General features: G+C 62.8%; 22 protein-coding genes and 1 pseudogene. 13 read left to right on the forward strand and 10 right to left on the reverse strand.

The features are described from left to right. The first annotated feature begins 118 nt into the window (after window positions 1-118). The gene (locus ACPPVP_RS35665) at window positions 119-847 is read left to right on the forward strand and encodes a DUF2147 domain-containing protein (protein WP_426528237.1); all 729 of its coding nucleotides are present in this window, start codon (window positions 119-121) and stop codon (window positions 845-847) included. 208 nt (window positions 848-1,055) lie between these two features. On the opposite strand, the gene ACPPVP_RS35670 is transcribed toward ACPPVP_RS35665, so the two are convergent. The 4 genes from ACPPVP_RS35670 to ACPPVP_RS35685 form a co-directional block, all read right to left on the reverse strand. Then, a complete protein-coding gene (locus tag ACPPVP_RS35670; RefSeq protein WP_426528238.1) occupies window positions 1,056-1,448 on the reverse strand; it encodes a RidA family protein in 393 nt (130 codons plus the stop codon). Further along, complete coding sequence (locus tag ACPPVP_RS35675; protein WP_426528239.1) at window positions 1,438-2,571, reverse strand: DSD1 family PLP-dependent enzyme; 1,134 nt, start codon at window positions 2,569-2,571, stop codon at window positions 1,438-1,440. The genes ACPPVP_RS35670 and ACPPVP_RS35675 overlap by 11 nt, the downstream gene beginning before the upstream one ends. A gap of 2 nt (window positions 2,572-2,573) precedes the next feature. After that, on the reverse strand, window positions 2,574-3,464 hold the full coding sequence (locus tag ACPPVP_RS35680) for a tripartite tricarboxylate transporter substrate-binding protein (protein ID WP_426528240.1): 891 nt from the start codon (window positions 3,462-3,464) through the stop codon (window positions 2,574-2,576). A gap of 80 nt (window positions 3,465-3,544) precedes the next feature. Continuing rightward, a complete protein-coding gene (locus ACPPVP_RS35685) occupies window positions 3,545-4,174 on the reverse strand; it encodes an HAD-IA family hydrolase (protein WP_426528241.1) in 630 nt (209 codons plus the stop codon). 70 nt (window positions 4,175-4,244) lie between these two features. Here ACPPVP_RS35685 and ACPPVP_RS35690 point away from each other — a divergent pair, with 70 nt between their 5' ends. Further along, the gene (locus tag ACPPVP_RS35690) at window positions 4,245-5,156 is read left to right on the forward strand and encodes a LysR family transcriptional regulator (protein ID WP_426528242.1); all 912 of its coding nucleotides are present in this window, start codon (window positions 4,245-4,247) and stop codon (window positions 5,154-5,156) included. Between the two features lie 225 nt (window positions 5,157-5,381). Here the strand turns inward: ACPPVP_RS35690 and ACPPVP_RS35695 are convergent, their stop codons facing one another. Then, window positions 5,382-6,095, reverse strand: coding sequence for a DNA helicase (locus ACPPVP_RS35695; RefSeq protein ID WP_426528243.1), 714 nt, complete (start codon window positions 6,093-6,095; stop codon window positions 5,382-5,384). Window positions 6,096-6,451: 356 nt separating this feature from the next. Between ACPPVP_RS35695 and ACPPVP_RS35700 the strand changes: the two genes are divergently transcribed. From ACPPVP_RS35700 to ACPPVP_RS35715, 4 genes are all read left to right on the forward strand, one after another. Next, window positions 6,452-7,534, forward strand: a complete 1,083-nt coding sequence (locus ACPPVP_RS35700; RefSeq protein WP_426528244.1) for a helix-turn-helix domain-containing protein — start codon at window positions 6,452-6,454, stop codon at window positions 7,532-7,534. A gap of 149 nt (window positions 7,535-7,683) precedes the next feature. After that, window positions 7,684-8,289, forward strand: coding sequence for an inner membrane-spanning protein YciB (locus ACPPVP_RS35705; RefSeq protein ID WP_426528245.1), 606 nt, complete (start codon window positions 7,684-7,686; stop codon window positions 8,287-8,289). A 172-nt stretch (window positions 8,290-8,461) separates the two neighbouring features. Then, window positions 8,462-8,785, forward strand: coding sequence for a hypothetical protein (locus ACPPVP_RS35710; protein ID WP_426528246.1), 324 nt, complete (start codon window positions 8,462-8,464; stop codon window positions 8,783-8,785). Window positions 8,786-8,967: 182 nt separating this feature from the next. Then, on the forward strand, window positions 8,968-10,401 hold the full coding sequence (locus ACPPVP_RS35715; protein WP_426528247.1) for a FecR domain-containing protein: 1,434 nt from the start codon (window positions 8,968-8,970) through the stop codon (window positions 10,399-10,401). A gap of 352 nt (window positions 10,402-10,753) precedes the next feature. Here ACPPVP_RS35715 and ACPPVP_RS35720 read toward each other — a convergent pair. Both ACPPVP_RS35720 and asd read right to left on the reverse strand, forming a co-directional pair. After that, window positions 10,754-11,170: pseudogene (locus tag ACPPVP_RS35720) on the reverse strand (NUDIX hydrolase); the annotation flags it as partial. 80 nt (window positions 11,171-11,250) lie between these two features. Beyond that, window positions 11,251-12,120: an archaetidylserine decarboxylase gene (gene asd / locus ACPPVP_RS35725; RefSeq protein ID WP_426538223.1), complete on the reverse strand. Its 870-nt coding sequence runs from the start codon at window positions 12,118-12,120 to the stop codon at window positions 11,251-11,253. A gap of 34 nt (window positions 12,121-12,154) precedes the next feature. On the opposite strand from asd, the gene ACPPVP_RS35730 reads away from it, so the two are divergent. After that, window positions 12,155-13,819 (forward strand): aminotransferase class III-fold pyridoxal phosphate-dependent enzyme, encoded by a 1,665-nt coding sequence (locus ACPPVP_RS35730; protein ID WP_426528248.1) that lies wholly within the window; start codon window positions 12,155-12,157, stop codon window positions 13,817-13,819. A gap of 291 nt (window positions 13,820-14,110) precedes the next feature. Here the strand turns inward: ACPPVP_RS35730 and ACPPVP_RS35735 are convergent, their stop codons facing one another. The 3 genes from ACPPVP_RS35735 to ACPPVP_RS35745 all read right to left on the reverse strand — a co-directional run bounded on the left by ACPPVP_RS35735 (window position 14,111) and on the right by ACPPVP_RS35745 (window position 16,645). After that, a complete protein-coding gene (locus ACPPVP_RS35735) occupies window positions 14,111-14,728 on the reverse strand; it encodes a hypothetical protein (RefSeq protein ID WP_426528249.1) in 618 nt (205 codons plus the stop codon). A 124-nt stretch (window positions 14,729-14,852) separates the two neighbouring features. Then, complete coding sequence (locus tag ACPPVP_RS35740) at window positions 14,853-15,542, reverse strand: class I SAM-dependent methyltransferase (protein ID WP_426528250.1); 690 nt, start codon at window positions 15,540-15,542, stop codon at window positions 14,853-14,855. Window positions 15,543-15,589: 47 nt separating this feature from the next. After that, window positions 15,590-16,645, reverse strand: coding sequence for a glycosyltransferase family 4 protein (locus tag ACPPVP_RS35745; RefSeq protein WP_426528251.1), 1,056 nt, complete (start codon window positions 16,643-16,645; stop codon window positions 15,590-15,592). Window positions 16,646-16,777: 132 nt separating this feature from the next. Here ACPPVP_RS35745 and ACPPVP_RS35750 point away from each other — a divergent pair, with 132 nt between their 5' ends. The 6 genes from ACPPVP_RS35750 to ACPPVP_RS35775 all read left to right on the forward strand — a co-directional run bounded on the left by ACPPVP_RS35750 (window position 16,778) and on the right by ACPPVP_RS35775 (window position 22,584). After that, window positions 16,778-18,172, forward strand: a complete 1,395-nt coding sequence (locus ACPPVP_RS35750) for a TAXI family TRAP transporter solute-binding subunit (protein WP_426528252.1) — start codon at window positions 16,778-16,780, stop codon at window positions 18,170-18,172. Window positions 18,173-18,387: 215 nt separating this feature from the next. Next, window positions 18,388-19,146, forward strand: coding sequence for a sulfite exporter TauE/SafE family protein (locus tag ACPPVP_RS35755; RefSeq protein ID WP_426538225.1), 759 nt, complete (start codon window positions 18,388-18,390; stop codon window positions 19,144-19,146). A gap of 168 nt (window positions 19,147-19,314) precedes the next feature. Next, window positions 19,315-19,998 carry a L,D-transpeptidase gene (locus ACPPVP_RS35760; RefSeq protein WP_426528253.1) on the forward strand — a complete coding sequence of 228 codons (684 nt, stop codon included), beginning with the start codon at window positions 19,315-19,317 and terminating at the stop codon, window positions 19,996-19,998. A gap of 252 nt (window positions 19,999-20,250) precedes the next feature. Then, complete coding sequence (locus tag ACPPVP_RS35765; RefSeq protein ID WP_426528254.1) at window positions 20,251-21,726, forward strand: metallophosphoesterase family protein; 1,476 nt, start codon at window positions 20,251-20,253, stop codon at window positions 21,724-21,726. A 61-nt stretch (window positions 21,727-21,787) separates the two neighbouring features. After that, complete coding sequence (locus tag ACPPVP_RS35770; protein ID WP_426528255.1) at window positions 21,788-22,222, forward strand: hypothetical protein; 435 nt, start codon at window positions 21,788-21,790, stop codon at window positions 22,220-22,222. Further along, window positions 22,219-22,584, forward strand: a complete 366-nt coding sequence (locus ACPPVP_RS35775; RefSeq protein ID WP_426528256.1) for a hypothetical protein — start codon at window positions 22,219-22,221, stop codon at window positions 22,582-22,584. Before ACPPVP_RS35770 ends, ACPPVP_RS35775 begins: the two co-directional genes overlap by 4 nt. Window positions 22,585-22,772 lie beyond the last annotated feature (188 nt).

The raw sequence follows: 22,772 nt of genomic DNA on the forward strand, positions 1-22,772 counted from the left end.
CCGGGGCGCAGGGCTTCCGGGCGTCTTGTGACGTGCGTCACAGAACGTGTCCCTTGCCCCGCGTAGGGTCCACGCATGTTCACCGCCACGCGCTCACAAGCCGCTCAGGAGCCCCGTCATGAAGAAGCTCTACGTCCTCGCCGCATTGTTGATGGCCACCTCGGCGCATGCCGGCGGAATTACCTTCCAGATCAACGGCGAACGCGTCCGCATTGAAGCGCCGCGCAATTGCGGCGCCATTTCCTGCGTCAAGGTCATCTCGCCCGGCTATACCGGCACGCTCGGCAATGTCGATCTCAAGGGCATGGGCTCCAAGAGCAAGATCGACGACGATGTCGTGGCCGCGCCGGCGGCACCCGCAGCACCCGCTCCGGCCCAGGCCACCGCGCCGCCGCCCGCCCCTCTCGCTCCGGCAGCGGCAACGCCCGCCCCCGCTCCAACCACCGTCGCGACTGCAACACCGGCACGGTCCGAAGCTGCGCCGCCCGCTCCGCCTGCGCCGCCAGCGCCGGCCGCAGCCGCGCCCGCACCAGCGCCGGCGGCCTCAGCCGCCGCGTCCGACCCGAACTCGCCGATCGGCACCTGGGCAACGGAAGAGAACAAGGGCAACGTTCGCATCGAGGAATGCGGCGCCAATCTGTGCGGCTATGCCGTCAACACCGGTGCAAGAATCCTGATCAACATGAAGCCGCAGGGCAGCAAGTGGACCGGCCGGATCCATGATCCCGACAGCGGCCGCAATTACGACTCGACGATCGCGCTGAAGAGTACCGACACGCTCAAGGTCCAGGGCTGCGCCTTCGGCGGCATGTTCTGCGGCGGCCAGACCTGGAAGCGCGTGAGCTGATTATTTACCTCCGAGCTATTTCTACCCGAGACCTGTTCTCCCCGAGACTTGGGCCCCGTGAATCTCACGGGGCCTCCTTTTTATTGCTCATCGTCAACTCGCGGCGGGTGGAGGCGGTCTCCGACGCGACGAGCGGCGAACAAACCTCGTCCGCTCATTGTCCACCGTCCCGACAGGCGTCGACTCTTTCGGCGCGCTGATCTCGCTTTTATTGAACCACGCCCGCCACTGCTTCGATCTCAACTCGAAAGCCGTAGTGTAACGTCGGCACGGGAACGACCGCGCGGGCCGGTCGGACGGCACCGATCCATTCAGAATAGAGTTTGTCGAAGACCGGCCAGTCATTGATGTCCGTGACGTAGACGCGAACATGAATGAGCTTGCCGACGGCGCTGTTTGCCGCCTCCAAGGCCGTCGCGAGATTGGCCAATGCTTGACGCACCTGGGTCTGAAAGTCCTTGTCAGCAAGCCTCGTACCATTGGCGGAGATCGGCAATTGCCCGGACACAAAAACAAAAGCACCGGCTCTCACCGCATGACTGTAGTGCCCGCCAGGCGCCGCCATTCCGTGAGGCTCCAGGTAGTCAATGTCACCAGCCATTAAACCTCCGCCATGTTTCAATGCCGTCGTCCGTGGCTGCCTGATATTCGGAGAATTGGGCTCCAGTAGCGCAGGCGTGATTCGGAAGTATTCGAAGTCGTGTGCCGATCGGAAAGCGATTTTCAGGAGAGACGAGACCTCCGTTCGCCGCGGCAAGAATCCCATGTTCCTGATTTGCCGCGATCACGACCAGGTCCCCCTTGAGCGGGCTCCCCTCCAGGTCGCATGCGATTCCGTATCCGTAATCACGGCGCTGACGAGCCGTGCCGCGGTCTCGGCTCATCGCCATCCATCCGGCATCGACGATGATCCAGCCTTTTTCCGACTGATGGCCAACCACGGTCGTCAGCACGGAAAGGGCAATATCGTCGATCGCACAGACGCCGACATTCGTCATGAACAGATCGAAGAACACATACACGCCGCAGCGCACTTCCGTAACGCCGTCCAGGGCACGGGCGGACAGCGCTGTCGGGGTCGATCCGACGCTCACGACCGGGCAGCGAAGGCCGGCAGCACGCAGCCGTTCGGCCGCGCGCACGCTCAAGGCACGCTCCTGCTCCGCCAGGCGCGCCAAAGCCTCGGGATCGTCGAGTTCATAGGAGTTTCCGGCATGAGTAAGCACGCCGCAAAGTATGGCGCCACCGGTGTGAAGAATGCGACCGATCTCGATGAGACGCTCATCCTCGGGGCCCACACCTGAGCGGTGCCCGTCGGTGTCGATTTCTATCAGGACTTCGAAAGGATCGCGATGCGACTGCGCCTCGACGACGGCTTGCGCAGCCTCGACCGAGTCGACCAGAATTTTAAGACGGCAGCCCTGATCACGCAATCCTTGGGCCCGGCTGAGCCTGTGCGGAGCGATGCAGACCGCGTAGAGAATGTCGTCGTAGCCTGCGGCAAAAAACGCCTCGGCTTCGCGCAGGGTCGAAACGGTGATGCCGTTCGCGCCTGCGGCGCGCTGCCTGTCGGCAACAGCGACGCATTTGGTCGTCTTGACGTGGGGACGGAAACTGACGCCCAAGGCGTTCATCCGGACTTGCATGCGGGCGATATTGCGCTGCATGCGCGCGACGTCGACGACGGCAGCGGGCGTTTCGATATTTGAGAGAGATGTCGTCATGATTAATCCAGATATTCGCCCTTGGCGCGCAGCACAGGTACGTCGTGCTCCAGCCCTTGAGCGATCAGCGCGCTGACGGCGCCGGGCTCGAGATCCGCCCCCCGAGGCAGTTCGACACCAACCGCCGTCATCTGTCGCACAACATCCGGGTCGGTGAGTGCGGCACGCAAGGCGTCATTCAACCTCTGACGCACTGGCGCAGGCGTTCCCTTCCGCACGAAGATCGCGTTCCAGGAGCGGAGATTCACATCTGGATAGCCCGCCGCTCCCGCAGTGGGCACCTGAGGCGCCTGCGGCAGCGGCTGATCACTCAGCGCTGCGATTGCCTTGATCGTTCCGCCGAGCACTTGAGGCAGCGCGGTGGTGGTCTGGTCGCACATGAAGTCCACGTGACCACCCATGAGATCGTTCATCGCCGGGGCAACGCCGCGATATGGCACATGGGTGATGTTCAGTTTCAGGTTCGACAGCAGCAGAACGCATGCATAGTGCGAAATCGATCCGACGCCGGCGCTGCCAAAGGTGAGTTTCTCCCGGTTGGCACGGGCATAGGTGACGAAGTCCTGTAGATTGGACGCCGGCAAGTCCAGCTTCGCGACAAGAAGCGTGGAGGCCATCCCCGCGAGGCCCACCGGTTCGAAGTCTGCGACGGGGTCGTAAGGCAGGCGCTTGAAGAGCGCGACATTCGCGACATGTGTTCCGATGGTGCCAAAGCCGAGCGAGTATCCATCCGCAGGCGCCTTTAGCAATCTGGTCAGGCCGATGGTGCCGCTGGCGCCGCCGATATTTTCCACGATGACGGATTGCTTCAAGTGGGCAGCCATGGCCTGAGCCACTGCCCGGCCAAGCGCATCGCTCGGGCCACCGGCGGGAAACGGAACGATCAGCGTCAATTGCTTCTCGGGAAACCCCTGAGCCGTTGCCGCAGAGATGTTCAATCCGACCGCGAACAAGGCCGCCAGCGCGCGGGATATCATGAAAAATCCTCCAGCCACGGAATGAGGTCATCGAGATCAGCAGACTCTCTCTCGGCTGCCGGCGCGCCATCCGGACGCGCCAAGCCCACGCGATTGTGCCAGTAGGTGCGCAGTCCGACGGCTGAGGTGCCGATGAGGTCGTAGCCGGAGCCTGCGACAAACGCTGCGTCCGCGGCCGACACACCCAGCATGTCCAGGGCCAGACGATAGGGGCGGGCGTCGGGCTTGTAGAAGCCGGCCTCCTCGGCGGTGATCACGACATCCCATTGGGTGCGGAGGCGGGCGGCGGCCATTCGTCCGAGACGCGTCGAGCAATTGGTGACGACTGCCAGGCGCGTCCGTCCGGCCAACCGGTCGAGCGCGGCCTGCGCGCCGCTCCAGACCGGGAGGGATTGCGAATTTTCTTCGAGGGCGTCTGCCACCGACGGAGCCAGACCGGTCGTGCGCGCAGCCTGGCGGACCAGATCCTCATACGGGACATAACTCCCGCAACCATATGTCAGGCGGAGATACTCGGCCCTCCAAGCCCGGCCGGCTGCTTCGGATCCGGCCGAGGTATTCCAGACGCTCCAGGAATCGAGGAGCGCGGTGAGAAGGTCGAAAAGAACGGCGCGTGGCATGGTCATGTCAAACCTCTATCATCCTGATGATCAGTTGTGTTTAAGTAAGATTATCTCTTCCCTTCAGGAAAATTGAATGATCGCGCTTGAGGATTTGCGGTTCGTGGTGGCCCTGAGCCGAACCGGCTCGCTCAGCGCGGCGGCAAGGGTACTCGATGTCACGCCGCCGGCGCTTTCCATGCGATTGAAGAAGCTGGAGGCTGTTCTCGGGGTCAACCTTGTCGTTCGCAGCTCCCGAGGGTTGCGCTTCACGCCGGAAGGCGAACAACTTGTCCTTGAGGCCCAGTCGCTGTTGGCGCGCGTCGATGGGCTGGCGGACAGTCTCACCGGTGGCGTGTTTGCTGGCCCCCTGCGGGTTGTCGCGCCGTTCGGCTTCGGCAGGATCCATGTCGCGCCCGTCATGGCGGCATTCATTCGCGAGTACCCGCAAGTGCGTGCGACGTTGCACCTTTCCGAAGCGCCCTGGAACAGCAATGTCGAGGCTGACGTCGTCATCCATATTGGAACAGTCCGGGATTCCTCGTGGGTTGCTCATCTTCTTGCCCGCAACGCGCGCTGGGTATGCGCCAGTCCCAGTTATCTTCGACGACGCGGAACGCCGTCACACCCTCGCGAGCTGGCACAGCATGCCTGTCTCTCCGTTCGCGAAAACGAAGAGGACGTGACGCTGTGGCGCTACAAGAACAGCCACACATCATCCCGCCGATCAGAGGCGCTTCGAATAAGTCCGGCACTTACGAGCAACAATGGCGAAGTTGTTCGCGAGTGGGCCGTTGCGGGGTTGGGCGTCGCGCTCAGGTCCGAATGGGACGTAGCACCATCCGTCAAACGCGGCGAACTGCGTCGGCTGTTTGTTGAATATGAGTTCGAAGGGGCCGACATTCTGGCTTTGGTGCCAACGCGTCGAGGGGTCTCAGCTCGTGTTTCGCATTTTGTTGAAAGCCTGAAGACCCGCTTTCAACCGAAGCCGCCCTGGCGAAGTAATTGACAGCGTGGCCAACGTATTCGGACTGCGCTCGAAGCCGCCTGTTAACGGCAGCTCGAGCGACTTGACCTTTTACGATGGTGAGCGGCCACGGCTAGAGAACGGAAAACATATGTTGTTGGCCCTTAGCGACGTATTGCGCCGTGGCGTGAGCTTGATCGCAACGGGGCAAAGCGGACCTAGCCTTCGTCGCGTCACGCCAACGGCGTTTACGGGTGCACGGCCGAGCTAGCTTGCCGCCCGGAACTGAACCTCACCATTGTTCAGGAAACATGTCTTGGTGAAGAGGCTCAGATCCAGCGGATTGGGCAATCTGACATCTTCCAGATCGGGGCATGGTTTCTTCAACGGATCGTACGAGCGATCGATCTGGGAGATGAAGACGAAGATCAGCCCGCGATCGCGGGCGAACGACTGCAGGGTGCGAACCTGAACCATCAATTCCGGATTCTCACGCTTCTGGTCGAGCAGTTGCAGATAGTCCACGACCACCAGGGTGCCGCGCGGCGCTGCAGCCAGCCGCTTGACGATGTAATCCGAACTCATCTCGTCGGAGCTGTCGAATTCAAACAGACCGGCAAAATCCTCCCGCGCCACGCCTATGTCGCGGAAACGATCCAGCATGTCGTTCTCCGTGTATTCCAGCGTGAAGAACACGCCTCGACTGCCGGACTTCATGGCCTGCACGGCAAGCTCAAGGCTCATCAGGGTTTTGCCCTGGCCCGGGCGTGCACCCACCAGCACCAGGTCGCCGGGAGCCAGCCGCGAAAACAGTTTTTCGGCCGGAGCGCTTGCCGTCACTTTGGCCGCGAGCAAGCTCCAGCCACTAAAACCCTCTTGCCTGGCAACGCGGTCGAGCGCCTCGTGCAGCGGGATATTTTTGGCGCGGGATAGAAGTTTGGCCTTACGCTTCAAGTGATAAAGGGGCGCAGACAGTTTCATCGAAAGAACCTCCTATTGCGAGCAATGATCGCAACCCCTCCTTATGCTTGGTGCTCGAACAGTTGGTTCGATGGTCGAAATGGCCCCGCATGAAAGATGCTGTCCCGACGGAGGGGGGAGGCATGGGCCGCGCCAGAATCAGATCATAGCAAATCCCCGCTGAAGGGACATTGCCGACCGTGGGCGCCGGTGAAAAAAAGTTGCGGAAAAGGCGATCCAAAGCGTCTTGCGAAAGAAAAGACCACGATCTGGCGTCCAAACTCCGTCGGCTCCGCTGCCAACCTCCTTTCGCGCGAGCAAGCTGAAGCGGTATAAAGCTTGGACTGTCATAGGTTCGACCCGTGAGGACGGCTGCAATGGCGTCGATGGCTTTAGATCTCGGCCTCCGGGGTGTGGCGGTCGGATTGTTTCTTGTCGTCTGTATCGTGCTGTTGCGGTGCGCGCCGCTGCGTGTCGCGGCACGCCTGGCTCTCGCCATGAGCGTGGCCGGTGCCGCCTACGCGATTTCGACGGCGCCGTTCTTTCCCATGGGGTCGTTCGGGTGGAATTCCCCCTTTGTCGTGCTTTCGATGGGCTTTCCCGTCGTGTTCTGGCTGTGGGCGCACGCGATCTTCGATGAGAATTTCGCCCTGCGCCCCTGGCACGGCGGTTTGTGGGCGCTCGTCGCCGGCCTCGGCCTCATGGCCTACAACGGCTGGTCGGAGTGGCCAGATCTTGCGGCGACCTGCAGCCGGCTGCTGGCGCTAGCCTCGATCGGCTTCGCCCTGCTGGCGGCCTCCCAGATCCCGAGAGGCTGGCGTGCGGGCCCTTTGACGGGACGCACCAGCCTGCGGATAGCGCTCGTGGTCGGCATCACGATCCACCTCGTGCTCACTGCGGCCTCGGGGCTTGCTGCGATTCCGCTGAAGTCCATGAGCCTGACCTATTCGCTCGCGCTTGGCGTATCGGCACTGCTCGCGGCATGGCTGATCCTGTTTTATGGACCCCAGGGCCGCCCCGCCGTCGCCGGGCTCGGCAGCGGAGCAGCTGGCCGGGCGTCCGAGCCGGTCTCCCACGCTGGCGTGTCGGCGTCGGACCAGGCTTCGCTCCATCGCCTGGACCATGTGATGACGATCGAGCGGGCCTATCGGCGTGAGGGACTGACGATCGGCACGCTGGCGGTCAGGCTCGGCATACCTGAACACCGGTTGCGAGGCCTCATCAACGACGGGCTGGGTCACCGCAACTTCAACGCCTTCCTCAATCGCTATCGCATCGAGGAGGCGAAGGCGGCACTCGCCGATCCCGGCCAGATCGACGTACCCGTGCTGACGATCGCGCTGGATTCCGGATTCCAGTCGCTTGCGCCGTTCAACCGCGCATTCAAGGCCGACACCGGGCTGACCCCGACCGAATTCCGCCGGAGGGCGACGGCCGCGAACCGCGGTAGCGCATACTGACATCGACAATTCGATTAGCGATTTCAGAATTCGATAGGACCAGCCTCCGCCGACCCGCTTATCCTTGCCGTGAAGACGATCGAGCTGCGACGCGTTCATCGGCATGCCGATGGCACTCCGCACAATGCCCATGGCGAGTTCCACGTCCGATGAAAGACTTTCTCAACGCGGCCAGACTGCTGCTGCTCGACCTCGCATCGACCCTGTTCTTCCTCGTTGTCTATCTGCTGACACACAACACGATTCTGGCGGTCGGCCTCGGCATTACGCTCGGCCTCGCACAGATCGGAATCCAGCTCATCCGCCGCCAGCCGATCCACGTCATGGAGTGGCTCAGCCTGGTCCTGATCATCGCTGCAGGCATCGCGACGCTGCTGACCCATGATCCGCGCTTCGTGCTGATCAAGCCAAGCGTGATCTACGCGATTGTCGGCGGCGTGATGTGCAAGCCCGGCTGGTTGAACCGCTATCTGCCTGACATCGCACGGGCGGTGGTGCCCGATGTCGCCACAATCGTGGGCTTCGCCTGGGCAGGCCTGATGTTCGTGTCCGCCGCGGTAAATGCGTTCGTCGCCCTGACCTGCAGCCTTGAGACCTGGGCCCTGACCATGCCGATCTATGGCATCGTGAGCAAGGTGGTGGTGTTCGTGGCCGGCTTTGCCGCCATCCGCCTCACCGCCCAACGCCGCATCCGCGCCATGCCGGCCCCCGAACGTGACGCCCTGCTGGTCGCGGTGGGACGGAAGGCGGCGTAACCATCCTGCCGCTCAAGCGTGGGTAAACGACGAAACAAACTCACCCGCGACGAAACCGTTTTGCGCATGCGACGAAGAATTGCGGAAACCAAGCCTGCGTAGTGATCGCCCAGACGAGCGCCGCTCCGGCGCGATACTTGCGGGCGCACTCACCAACATAAAGGGACATTCGATGGCTTTCACGGATTCGACAATGCGTAACTGCCAATTGCTGGTCGTGACCAGCTTTGCGCTGGCCGCGCTGAGCACAGCCGCTCTGGCCTACACGGCGGAGCAGCAGCAGATGTGCACCGGTGACGCGATGCGGCTGTGCTCGTCGGAAATCCCCGATGTCGATCGCGTCACCGCCTGCATGGTGCAGAAGCGCGCGCAGCTCAGCGACGGCTGCAAGGCGGTCTTTCAGTACGTGCCGCCGCCAGCCGCAACGCCTGCCAGCTATGCGCCCGCGGCGAAACCCGCCAGGCCGCTCAGCCCGACGCCGCACAAGCGCGGCTGAGCATTTTCCTTATTAAAGTCACGGCGCCATGTCCCGGTATCCCGGACGTGGCGCTTGCTCGTTTCGGCCGCCCGTGACAACAAGCACCGCCGTTCATTCCGCGTTCAGCCGGGAGAGGCTGAAATCGGAGACTGAAATCGCGCAAAGCTTCGCCCGCCCTCCCCCGACCCGGAATTCCCCCGATGCAGCGCCACTTGTCCTTTGCGCTCATGCTGTTGGCCTGCAGCGCGACGATCGGCGCGACCAATGCTGCCGCGGCTTCGTCCGGCTTGACGCAACTGGCGCAGGCGCAGACCGAGCCCTCGCCGTCCGCCGCACCGGCGGCCCCGCCAGATCCCGCCACGCCTGACGCAACCGCCGCGGACGCGCCCGAGGAGCCGATCGGCAACGTCGCGACCGTGACCGGAAGCGCCAGCGTGATCCGCAACGACCAGACCACGCCGCTCAAGGTCAAGGACGACATCTATCTCAACGACGTGGTGCAGACCGGCGCGAATTCCGCGCTCGGCATCACCTTCATCGACGCCACCACCTTTAATCTCAAGGGCAGCACGAAGATCACTATCGACAATTACGTCTATGAGGACGGCGGCAAGAGCAACGCGGCGATCTTCGACGTCGCCAAGGGTACCGCCGCCTTCGTAGCCGCCTCGGTGGCAAAAACCGGCGACATGAAGATCACGACGCCGACGGCAACGCTCGGCATTCGCGGCACCACCGGCCTCATCGAAGTGCCGGAGGGTGCCGCCGCCAATAATCCGAACAACGTCGCGGTCAAGCTTTATCCCGACGCGGACGGGAGGGTCGGCCGGATCGAGGTCAACGACCGCGCCGGCGCGCGGCTCGGCTTTCTGACGCAGGGCGCGAGTGGCTTCACCATCCGCCCGGGCGCGGGCGGCGCGCGCTTCGCCGCGGTGCCGCTGGTCATTCCGCAAGCGGTGATGCTGCGCGATCAGGGCTTCGTGCGTCAGCTTCATTCGACACAGAATGTCGGGCGGCAGCTCGTGTTCCAGCAGCGCGAATTCCGCCGCGCCAATCCCGGCTTCGTCAATCCGAACCGGCCGATCCGGCAACAACTCCAGCCCGGCCAACAGCGGCCCAATGGTTTGCCCGGACAGAACAGGCCCGGACAACAACAGCCCGGTCAGCTCAATCGTCCCGGCCAGCCGCGGCAGAACGGCCTGCCCGGGCAACCCGGTCAGCCGCCACTGCCGACTGTGCCGAATCGCCAGGGGCAGCAGCAGCCCGGCCAGCTCAATCGACCCGGACAACCGCAACAACCGGGCACGCCACCGCGCGCCGGACAGCAGCAACCCGGCTCGCCCAATCAACCCGGCGTGCCAGCGCGGGCCGGACAACCGTCACGTCCCGGTTTGCCGGCACAGCCCGGACTGCCGCCGCGTGCGGGACAACCGCCACGATCCGATCTTCCGCCGCAGCCCGCCGCGCCACTAACACGGCCGGGATTGCCCAACAGGTTCGGCGCGCCCGGGCCGCAGCGCGTGCCCGGCGTTCAGGGAGCGCCCGCCGTACAGCGTCCGGGACTGCCCGCCGCGCCACGGCGGGGCGCGCCCGCGCCGCAACGCGGCAAGCCGCCGCCGAAGGAGAAGCGGTAATCGGAAGATGGAGTCAGGTATCGCGCCGCAGCCAGTCGCGCAGCTTCTGTATGAAGCTTCGCGGCTGCCGGCGCGTTCGACTCTCCACTGTGTCGACGGCCACCGGCTCGATCTCCAGCGCAAATGACGGCGGGCCGGCCGTCTGCGCTTCGTCGACGGCTTGATCAACGGGCGTACCGGCAGTCGCATCGATCACGACAGTCACATCGTCATGCTGCGCGACCGGCGGCGAGGATTGATCAGGCAGAGACGGCGCAGGCGCGGGAGTGACCGCAGGCGGCGCGGTCACGTCCGGCCGCCGTGTCCGGCGCTTTTCCGGCGGCTGTTTGGGGCGCGTTCTCCGGGTGGTTGCGGCATGCGCGGCGGCGGAGAGTGCGATCGGGCCGACATTTTCAAGAAAGGCGCGCTCATAGTCGCGCGACAGCCGGTCGACAGCGTCCGCAAGCGGCAGCCAGTCGACAGCCTTCACGTCGCGCATCAGTTCATGAACGGCTCCACCGCGCGCTTCCATGCGCCAATAGTGCACGACCTTGGAACCGCCGCGGGATTCATAGACCAGCGTGCCCAGAAATTCGTGCACGGCGACATCGTGGCCGGTTTCTTCCACCACCTCACGCTCGGCGGCGGCGCGCGGCGTCTCGCCGTCGTCGAGCTTGCCCTTGGGCAAAACCCATTCGTTGCGCTTGCGCAGGCGTACGACGGCGACCAGCGGCGTTTGCCCCTGCCGCAATACAATGCCCCCCGCCGCCATAACGGGCGATCGCGCCATCTCTCTCTTCCCGCGTTATCGCACCTTACGAATCCAGTGCGACCGCGAGCATATAAAGGGATGGGCGCAGGGAATCGAGCCTAAACCTGCGGTTTCCGCAACAACGGTTCGCCGGCGCGAACGCGTGCGCCGTCGGCGACATTCTCGGCGAATTCGAAACTGTCCGGTGCCAGCACGATGATGGTCGAGCCGTGCTCGAACCAGCCGAGTTCGTCGCCTTTCTTGACCCGCGCAAAGCAGGCGAAGTCCACCGGTCCCCTGCTCTGCGCGTTGAGCGTGACATCGAGGAAATGCAGGCGGATGCTGGCGACCAGAATGGCGGCGACCGGCACCAGCGTCAGCGCCTCGCCGGTCGAAAGCCGCATGCGCAGCACCGCGCGCTCGTTCTTGCAGAACAAACGCTCCACCCGCTTCAGCGCGATCGGATTGACGTTCCAGACGTCGCCATGGATGAACGTCACCCTCTTGATCGTGGCGTCATAGGGCGCGTGGAAGCGATGATACATGCTGGACGTCAGCCGCAGCGTGAGGAAGCGGCCGTTGCGATGCTGCTCGACCAGCGCGGGATCGCCGAGCAGGTCGAGCAGCGAATAGGGCGCGCCCTTGATCTGGAACAGCTCGGTATCCGCGATTTTGCCGAAGGCGCCGATGATGCCGTCGGAGGGGCTGGCCACGATGGCGGGATCGGGATCAGCCGGGCGCAGGCCGGGACGGAGCTCGCGCGTAAAACAATCGTGCAGGCTCTTGAATTCGGTCTTCTTGGCCTCCGACAGATCCAGATCGGAAAACAGCCGCCAGCAGGCGATCGAGGCATCCCGCACAAACGGGTTCTCGATCTTGCTGAACCAGCCCATGAAGCGCGTCAGCGCCGCCCGCGGGATGCGGTTGGTCAGGAGGAAATTCAGGTCCTCCTGTTGTGTGAAGCGGGCGATCAGTCCCTTTATTGTCATCAATCTGTCAGCAGGATTGGCTAGCGCTTCAGGCATGGATTCGTCCCTTCCGATTCTTTCGCTGTCCGCCGCTGCGGTTGCTGGTGCCGCGGCAGTCTTCCCCAAATTGCAGGCGCGGCTGGCGCTGTCCCGCGCCAAGCACCGTTCGCTGACCGGACATTCCAAAATGTCCAAGATGGTCGCGCGGTTGCTGCCGCATTACGAGTTCGATATCGACGGCTTCTTCTGCTCCGACGGCGCACCCGGCAACGTCGCCATGCAGCGCCAGGACGCCTTCTTCCGCCTCGCCTCCCTCTATAAGGAGCGCTACGCCAAGGGCCGGCAGATGACAAACGAGGCGGCTGCGCACATCTCGGATCTGCAGTTCACCGAAAGCTACCGGGTGCCGTTCCAGTACAGCCGGCTGGTGCGGGAGAATCTGGGCACCAGCGCCTTCATGCAGTCCTCCGCCGGCGTCACCGTAACCGATGTCGATGGCAATGTATCTTACGACCTGACCGGCTCCTACGGCGTCAACATCTTCGGCAACGATTTCTACAAGGAGTGCATCACGGAAGCCGAGAAGCGCGCGCACGCGCTCGGCCCCGTGCTCGGGCCCTACCATCCCGTCATCACCGAGAACGTGCAGCGGCTGTGCCAGATTTCCGGCCTCGACGAAGTCTCGTTCCACATGTCCGGCACTGAAGCCGTCATGCAGGCGGTGCGGCTGGCGCGCTACCACACCAGGCGCACGCATCTGGTTCGCTTCGCCGGCGCCTATCACGGCTGGTGGGGCGACGTGCAGCCGGGCGTCGGCAATCCCGTTTCGCCGCACGAGACCTATACGCTGGCCGACATGTCGGAGCGGACGCTGCATGTATTGAAGACGCGCAAGGACATCGCCTGCGTGCTGGTCAATCCGCTGCAGGCGCTGCACCCCAACGCCAACGCGCCGGGCGATTCCGCGCTCGTCGACAGTTCGCGGAAAGGTGCGTTCGATCGCGCGGCTTACACCGAATGGCTGAAGAAGCTGCGCGAAGTCTGCACCGAGCGCGGCATTGTGCTGATCTTCGATGAAATCTTCGTCGGCTTCCGCCTCGCCGCCGGCGGCGCCCAGGAATATTTTGGCGTTTGCGCCGACATGGTGACATACGGCAAGAGCCTCGCCGGCGGACTTCCAGTCGGCGTGGTCTGCGGCCGCAAGGATCTGATGCGGCGTTTTCGCGACGACCGCCCCGCCGATGTCTGCTTCGCCCGCGGCACCTTCAATTCGCACCCCTACGTCATGACGGCGATGGATGAATTCCTCAGCCGCCTCGCCAGCCCGAACTTCAACGCCGTCTATCAGGGACTCGACGAGACCTGGAACGGCCGCGCCGCCGCCTTGAACGAGCGGCTGACGGCAAAGGACTTGCCCGTCCGCGTCAGCAATCTCTCCTCGATCTGGATGGTGCAATATACCGAGCCGTCCCGCTACAACTGGATGCTTCAATATTATCTCCGCGCCGAAGGGCTGGCGCTCAGCTGGGTCGGCACCGGCCGGCTGATCTTCAGCCTCAACTACACCGATGCGGATTTCGGCGAAGTCGCCGACCGTTTCGTCGCGGCTACCGAGAAGATGAAGCGCGACGGCTGGTGGTGGCACGATGCTTCGATGACCAACAAGAACATCAAGCGGCAGATTTTGAAAGAGATGCTCGCCAAGCGGCTGGGCCGCTGAGGCCATCGTCATGGCCAGGCAAAAGCGCGAAGCGCGTCTTCGCGCCGATGTCCCCGCCATCCACGTCCTATTTGCTGCCGACATCGCCGGGCCCGCCTCCGCGTCATTGCCTGCGACAAACGCGAAGCGTTTACGCAAGGGAGCGTAGCGACGAAGCAATCCATCTATCCCCGCGCGGAGAGGTGGATTGCTTCGCTTCGCTCGCAATGACGATCTCACAACTGGTGCTTAAGAACGTGGATGGCCGGGACAAGCCCGGCCATGACGGCGTTGTTGGATCAAGCTCAACGCTTACGCGTGCTTGACGTGCTTTTCGAGGCCGGGGTCGATCAGCTCGCCCTTCATCAGAGCCAGCGGCGCCTTGTAGTACAGCTTGAGATCGCTGAAGGGGTCGGTGAGGATCTTGGTCATCCAGACCAGGCCGGTCTCGACGTCGCGGATGAAGAACAGGTGGATGGTGCGGAACAACAACCCGCCGGCTCCGACCACGAGCCAGATCTTGGCCACCTGGCGCATGAAGTCCGCCGGCGACGTCCAGGGCGTGAACAGACCGAACAGGGTCGGGTCGAAATACAGGACCAGCGGCGACAGCGCCCAGATCGCCATCAGCACGACCTTGCGCTGCAAATTGTAGCCGACCTTGATTTCTTCCTTGTGCTCATGGGTGGCGTGGTTGACGTGGTCATACCCCCTCGGCTCGAAGAAGAAGTGACCGGCCTGTCGCGAGGTCATGGAGACCAGCCAGCCGACGAGCGCCGATACCATCGGATCGATAAACAGCATCGCGTAGGCGAACAGGAAGCTCGCGGCGCTGACGAAGTGCAGCGACTGGTTGATGCGGCTGTGATGATAATAGCGATGGTCGTCCCAGCGCTGGGTTCGCAGTTCCTGCAGAAAATTCTTGATCATTCTCTACCCCTAAATTCTCGTCCGTTTGACGTTTACTGAGATTCGATGTCCGGCATGTGACATCATGATGTTGACATGTGACTGAACGCAGCGACGCGATGACGCGGACGTCATCAGCCGCGCGTTACGCGGCCGCGGCTACATCGATCTTGCGAAAACGCACCAGCGAGAAATGTCCGAGCGGCGGCACCAGGCGGCGCTCCGCCAGTTCGATGCCGCGCGCGCCAGCCAGCCATTGGGCATAGCGCGACCAGGCGAACTCGGCGGTGCGGAAGCCCAGCGGGCGCACCACCGGCTGCAGCCGCTGCTCGATGAAGCGGCGCATGCCGGCATCGGCGCTGACGCGGGTCAGGATGATGAGCTCGCCGCCCGGCCGCAGCACGCGGGCGAATTCGTCGAGCGCCTTTTCCGGGTTCGGCACCGCGGTGACGACATATTGCGCCATCACGACGTCGAACGAATCATCGGGAAATTCGAGGTTTTCGGCGTCCATCACCGCAAGGCCCTCGACGTTTTTCAGACTGAGTTCGTCGACGCGCTTCTTCGCCTTCTCCAACATCAACTCCGAAATGTCGGTGCCGAAGATGCGCAGGTGCGGCGCGTAGAGCGGCAGCGAGATTCCGGTGCCGACGCCGACCTCGAGCACGCGGCCACCGATCTTGTTGGTGGCCTGGATCGCCGCCTTGCGGCCCTTGGAGAACACGCCCCCGAACACGAGGTCGTAAACCGGCGCCCAGCGATCATAGGCCTGCTCGACCGTTTCGCGGTCGAAATCCAGGGTCCTGCTGCCGTCAAGCTTGATGATGTCTGCCATGGTTCGTTCTGCCTTCTTGTCTTACGCGTATGACTGGTTTGATGGTCTTAGCTCTGCACGGCACTTGTCGCGGGTGCCCGGCGCACCGGCCGCAACGCACGGCTCGGCTGCAGCGCCGTCAGATTGCCGATGAACTGCCGGGCGCTGTTTTCCCAGGAGCGCGAAAGCGCAAAGCTCCGACAGGCCTCGTGCGACATCGTCAGCGCGCGCAGGCACGCGCTGCGCAGATCGGTGTCGATCGCGCCGATCGGATGATCGGCGATGACATCCTTCGGACCCGTGACCGGAAATGCCGCCACCGGCGTACCGCAGGCCAGCGCCTCGAGCTGCACGACGCCAAAAGTGTCGGTGAGGCTCGGAAACACGAAGACGTCGGCGGCCGCAAGATGCGCGGTGAGGTCCGCGCCCTTCTTCTCGCCGAGGAAGATCGCGTCAGGAAATTGCTTTGCGAGTTGCGCCTTCTGCGGCCCGTCGCCGACCACCACTTTCGAGCCGGGCAGGTCGAGCGACAGAAACGCTTCGAGATTCTTTTCCACCGCGACGCGGCCCATGGTCATGAAGATCGGGCGCGGCAGATCGAGCGCCGCCGGAACATGCGGGTTGAAGAGATCGGTGTCAACGCCGCGCGTCCAGAAGCCGAGTTTGCGAAAACCCCGCGCGGAAAGTTCCTGCCGCAGCGAGTCGGTCGCGACCATGACGGTGGAAGACGCGGCATGAAAGTGCCGCATCACCGCATAGCCGACACTGAGCGGAAGGCCGGTGCGCACCGCGACATATTCGGGAAAACGCGTGGTATAGGACGTGGTAAACGCGAGCTTACGACGGCGGCAATGGGCGCGGACCGCCCAGCCGATCGGCCCCTCGGTCGCGATATGGATCGCGTCCGGCGCGGCCTCTGCGATCCGCCGCGCGATCTCGCGCCGGTTCGGCAGCGCGATGCGTAAGCCGGGATAGGTCGGCAAGGGCATCGATGGAAACCCGTCCGGAGTCAGAAAGCTGATATCGGCGCCGAGCGCGGAGGCGCTACGCGCCAGCGACGTCAGCGTGCGGACCACGCCGTTCACCTGCGGATGCCACGCGTCGGTCGCTACCAGTATCTTCATGTCCCGGACCCGAGATTAATGATTCTCAAATCCGACGTTGGGACATGGATATTTCAAGCGTGTGACGTCATCGTTCCGTAAGGTTGTTTTTTAAGCCCCTCTCCACGCATTTTGGTGTAACGTGACAGCAACATGTCAGACTCGAACGACAATAATGCGCGATCCCGCCGCCGGCGACAGGGGCGTAGCTACGCGCTCCTGATCCTTGCCGCCGGCATGCTGGCGTTCGGCGTCGCCGCCGGCGCGCTGTATTACGTGCTGCGGCCGACCACGCTGCGGATTGCGGTCGGGCCTGCGGGCAGCGAAGACCAGAAGCTGATCCAGCTCATGGCGCAGACCTTTGCGCGCGAAAACAGCGCGGTGCGGCTGTCGCTGGTCACGACGGAAGGGACGGCGGAGAGCATCGCGTTGTTCACCGCCGGCAAGGCCGATCTCGCGGTCGCGCGCGGCGATCTGAACCTGCCTGAAAATGCCGAGTCGGTCGCCATCCTGCGCAAGAATGTCGTCGTGCTGTGGGCGCCTTCGGGCCTTCCGGCCAAGGGCTCAAAGAAGCAGCCGACGCCCAAGATCAAGAGTCTCGATGAACTCGCCGGCCGCCGCGTCGGCGTGATCGGGCGGACGCAGGCCAATGTCACGCTGCTGCGCGTGATCCTCAAAGAGTCAGGCATCAATCCCGACAAGGTCACGATCAGCCAGTTCGGCACCAACCAGATCAATGAGATGGCGCGCGATCCGTCGGTCGACGCCTTCATGGCGGTCGGCCCGCTCAAGAGCAAGATCACCGTCGACGCGATCGCGGCAACGGCAACCGCCCGCGGCGAGCCGAAATTCCTGCCGATCGACGTTGCGGACGCGATCGCGAAGAAGAACCCGGTCTACGAATCCGAGGAAATTCCCGCCAGCATCTTCGGCTCCTCGCCGCAGCGGCCGGAAGACAAGATCGACACCGTTGCCATCAATCACCTGATCATCGCGCCGAAGTCGCTGTCGGACACCGCGGTCGCCGCCTTCGCCCGCCAGCTCTTCACCAACCGCCAGCAGCTGGCGCGTGAATTGCCGACCGCCTCGCAGATCGAAAAGCCCGACACCGACAAGGACGCCGCGTTGCCGGCGCATGCGGGCGCGGCCGCCTATATCGACGGCAACGAGCGCACGTTCCTCGAAAAATACACCGACTACATCTGGTTCGTGGTCCTGGGGCTCTCGGGCCTGGGATCGGCAGGCGCCTGGCTGAGGCACTACTGGAACAAGGACGAGCGCGAGCAGTACATCGCTCATCGCGATCATTTGCTCGAGCTGATTTCCAGGGTGAGGAAGGCCGAAACGTCGGAAGAACTCGTGGAAATGCAAAGCGCGGCCGACCGCATGTTGCGCGAGACACTGGATTGCTATGACGACGGCACCGTCGAGGAAAGTGATCTGTCGGTGATCGCGCTGACGCTCGAGCAATTCCATCACGCGGTCACCGACCGCCGCGTCGTGCTCAGCGCCGGCGGAGCCGGCATGCCGCGGATGCGTGCCGGGTAGCGCTCACGCGCATTGCACCGAGAGCAATGTTGATGTTGCGCCCGGACCGGCGCAGCGCCATGTTGCGCCCGATCGCGGCGTTTCGCGCAATACCCCCAGCGGACATTCATGCCTTTCCGCTTCACAGGAAAGAGTGACAGACGGCGCCTGCCGCGGCCATGGGCCTCGACAACATCGGCGCAGGTGCGGCTGTGATCGCGTCGGCCATGCCAGAAATGCCCGGGCTGTTCACGCTCGCGATCGCGCTCTCCGGCATGTTCCTGATCGCCTTCATGAAGGGCGCGTTCGGCGGCGGCTTCGCCATCGTCGGCATCCCGCTGCTTTCGCTGGCGATGGACCCTATTACGGCCGGCGCACTGCTGGCGCCTTTGTTCGTGGTCATGGATATCACGGCGCTGCACTATTGGCGGCCGAACACCTGGTCGCGCGTCGACCTTGCGATGCTGCTCCCTGCCCTCGTCGTCGGCATCGGGCTCGGTTATTTCGCGCTGCGCGATCTCGACCGGCACGCCGTCGAAATTGTCATGGGCGCGGTGACGCTGGCGTTCGTCGCGTTATGGTTTCTGGGCGGCGGTGAAGTCAAGCCGCGTCCACGCTCGACATGGAAGGCGATGCTCGCCGGCCTCTCCTCCGGCGTGACCACGATGGTCGCGCATTCGGGCGGACCGCCGCTTGCGATCTACCTGCTGCCGCTCGGCATGTCGAAGGCGCTCTATGCCGGAACTACCAGCCTGTTCTTCACGGTCGGCAACCTCCTCAAAGCCGGCCCGTGGCTCGTGCTTGCCACGCCCTCGAAGAGCCTGTGGGTACTGATGGCGCTGTGCGTACCGGCCGTCCCTGCGGGCGTCTGGGCCGGATGGCGGCTGCACGAGCGCCTCGACCAGCGCGCGCTCTACCGCGCCTGCTACGCCATTCTGGTCGTCACCGCGGCAAAACTGTTGTGGGACGGGCTGGCGGGATACGTCCGGGCCTAAAGAAACCGGCCCTTAACCCTGCGACGAAACACGGACGAAACAATTCCCTAACGGGACGAAACCATTTTGGCGATTTTGTGCAAATGTCCTGAAACGCTTCACCTGTACATGTTTGCCCAACGACGCGCCGAAAAACGGTGCGACTGGGCGTAGAACAGGGGACGACCAATGTTTCATTCATTGAAGCTGAACACCCGCTTTGCTGCCGCCGCTTTGGGTGCGCTGGCAATCGGCGTGACCGCATTTTCCGCACCCGCCGCCGCGGCTCCGCTGCCGCTGTTTCCGTTTTTCCTGCCGCAGTTCGAAGCGGCCCCGCCGCCGGTGCAGGCGGTGCCCCAGGATGAAGAAGACCGGACGGTCGAGATCCCGGCGCGCCTGCGCCGCCAGGTCGTGAGCTACGCCGGACGCGAAGCGCCGGGCACGATCATCATCGATACCCCGAACACCTATCTCTACCTCGTGCTCGGCAACGGCCAGGCGATGCGTTACGGCATCGGCATCGGCCGCGACGGCTTCACCTGGTCGGGCACGCAGACGATCACCCGCAAAGCGGAATGGCCGGCCTGGACCCCGCCCCCGGAAATGATCGCCCGCCAGCCCTATCTGCCGCGCCACATGGCCGGCGGCCCCGGCAATCCGCTCGGCGCCCGCGCGATGTATCTCGGCGGCACCATCTATCGCATCCACGGCACCAACGCGCCGGAGACGATCGGGACCCGCGTTTCCTCCGGCTGCCTCCGCCTCACCAACGAAGATGTCAGCGATCTCTATTCGCGGGTCAGCGTCGGAACCAAGGTGATCGTGCTGCCGATGACGGATCGCCGCGCCGATCTTGGCCGCACCATCCGCTAAGTTATTAACGTCTCTCAATGCGAATAACGGCCCCGGCTTTCGTCGGGGCCGTTTGTATTGATCCAGGGCGTGTACTCACAAATTGCGTTCGTTCGGCAATCGCTGGCGCATGTCCGCTTTGCCCCCAAAGCGACCAAATAGCAGACATCTCGATCTGTCCGCTTAGTGCCGCCGTTAACGGAAGTGGCCCCTTTATTATTCGTCGATCACCTCGTTAGAGCTTTTCCTACTAATTGCGAGAAAACGTTAGGAATGCCGACGGCTGGTGGCGCGCCGTTGATCTATATCAAGCTTCCGCTGCAGGGTTTACGATGGTGGTTGCTTATCGGGCCGTTTGCGTACCGTATGCGGCGGCTCATTCCCTCTCTTCGAGCAGGGGTGATCATCATGCAATTCTCCCGGCCCAACGAGCCCAGTCGTCGCCTCGTTCTAGGCGCACTCGCAGCACTGCCCGCATTCTCCGTGCCACTCGTCGCCAGTGCCCAGACACAAACAACGACCGCGCAAGCATTGCTTCCCGCAGCGGCTAGGTTTTCGTTCGCTGCGGTCGGCGATACCCGACCGATGATGTATCTGCCGCTGAAGGAAGGGCAGCCGGACCTCAGCAAGTTCTTCGTCGAGATGTTCGGCTTGGTCATGCCGGAAAAGGTTGCCGAGGCCGTCGTAGCGAAGGATGTGAAGATGATCTTCGATCCGGTCACAAAGGACCTGATCAAAGTAGTCATGCCGTTCGCGTCCAAGACGGAAGTTATGACCTTAACGGTGGATAAAGGTTGGGTCACCGAGGCATCCGTTGAAGACTTGAAGCTGCTTCCCGGAGTGCATCGAACGATGTTCCGGCTTCAAGGCGGCGAATGGGTGACCCGTGAAATCGTCAAGGACGTTCAATCCGGTCGCGCCAAATTCGTGGTCAATAGCGGTGACGCCGTATGGTGGGGCAATCAGGGCTTGACCGTCAGCGACAGCCCATACTGGAAACGCGTGAACGATACGATGTTGAAGAAGCTACCGGCGCCAGATGATGAGATGCGCGCAGCCGGGTTGGATGGGCGATTTTTCATGAGTGTGGGCAATCATGAGATATGGGCCGATCCGAAAATCGAGGGCGTTCTTTCGGCGGTGCCCTATCTGAAGAAGTTCGGTGTCACGCCGGAAAACCTCATCTACAAATTCGACTTCAAGGGCACCCGCTTTATCTATCTGTGGAGCGGCAAGTACGACTACCGTTCGCCGTCACTATGGGACGCTGATCGGCCGAAGTATGCAGAGCAGATGACGCAACTTCAGAAGTGGATGGACGAGGCGAAGGCGAATGGAATTCGGAAGACCTTTATCGTCTTCCATTATCCGGTTTTTGCGCGCTCGGGTCTAGGTCCTATCCCGGCTCCCGACAACCCGCACAAGGTGATTGCGGCATATGCCAAGGACATGGAAGTGGTCGTGTTGAACGGGCACGTCCACACCACGGAATTCTACGAGGTAGATGGGGTGAAGTATCTGATGCTGGGCGGTGGGGGCGCGGAACAAGACCCAATCCTTCCCGGTCGAACGAGCATCAAGGTACCCGCTGACTATCCGCCGGACCTCTACTGGAAGGGACAGGCTCCGAAAGAGGAGTACAATTACGTACTTGTCGATGTCCAGCCCGACCAGAAGACGAAATTCACGCTCAATCGGTTCCGGCCGTGGTCGGCAGAGCCATTCGGGGTTGAGGAACTCTTCAAGTGAGCCGGAAGCAGGCGTTTACGGGAGTGAGGTTCTGGCGACAGTTTTCCTAATCATCCATGGCTTGGTCGCGGTCGCATTGCTTGGCGCGATAACACACCAGACTTTAGCGGCTTGGGAAGCGGCTCACGCGCGGCCCGCCTCGTTCTTCGGCCGCTTTCGTTCGGTACCCTCGGCCTCGTTCGCCAACGCCGTTGTCGTCCTCTATGCGGTTTCCACCTTGCTGGGTGGGCTCGTCTATCTTTACTTTCGTGTGGATGTGCGGCCCGAGCTAGAGCGCGCTGGCCACTGGCATGTCCTAGGCTTCTTCGACCTCAAGGAACATTTCGCCGCTATCGGGTTAGCGTTGCTGCCCGCCTACTGGGTTTGCTGGCGACGCCCGCTTGCCGGTGAGCCCACCCGAATCCGCACCGCGCTCACTTCCATCCTTGCCTTCATCGTTTGGTGGGGCTTTCTGTCCGGTCACGTTGCTAACAACATCATGGGTTTTGGCTCATGACGTCATCCGCCCCATTCCGCCGCTTTGCATTTGCGTTCGGGTCGACATTCGCAGTTCTCTACGTGGTCGCCGTCGCAAAGGATCTGGCTCTGTTCACTGTTTTCCCGTCGCTCGGCATCGTACTTACAGGTACGCATCATTCACGAGATGTCGCCGACCCCGCGATGGGGTTTCTGGCTCCTGCAATGTACTGGTACGGATGGGCGACGACGGCTGCACTCGGAGCACTGATGGCAGGCCTTGTTGCCGCGTCGTTACCCGGGCGTTCGGTGCGACACTTCTGGTCGGGATGGGTGTGGCTAATTCCTGCGCTTTCGATGATCGCTTGCGTCTATCTCACTCTGCCTTGGTTTCGGCTCTGACTTGGGTGCGACTTCCGCAATGGGGTCACAAGCGGAAATACTCACACTGAGCAGATGTTATCGCGTTATCCCCTAGAAGCGGACATCCGATCTGCGCATTTATGCGTACACGCCCTAATGCCAGCCTTATTGCGCAGTGGCGCGCCGCTCGCCGCCGCTGTAGAACGTTGTGGGGCAATTCAATGGGA

Source organism: Bradyrhizobium sp. McL0615 (assembly GCF_049993905.1).
Taxonomy (GTDB): Bacteria; Pseudomonadota; Alphaproteobacteria; order Rhizobiales; family Xanthobacteraceae; genus Bradyrhizobium.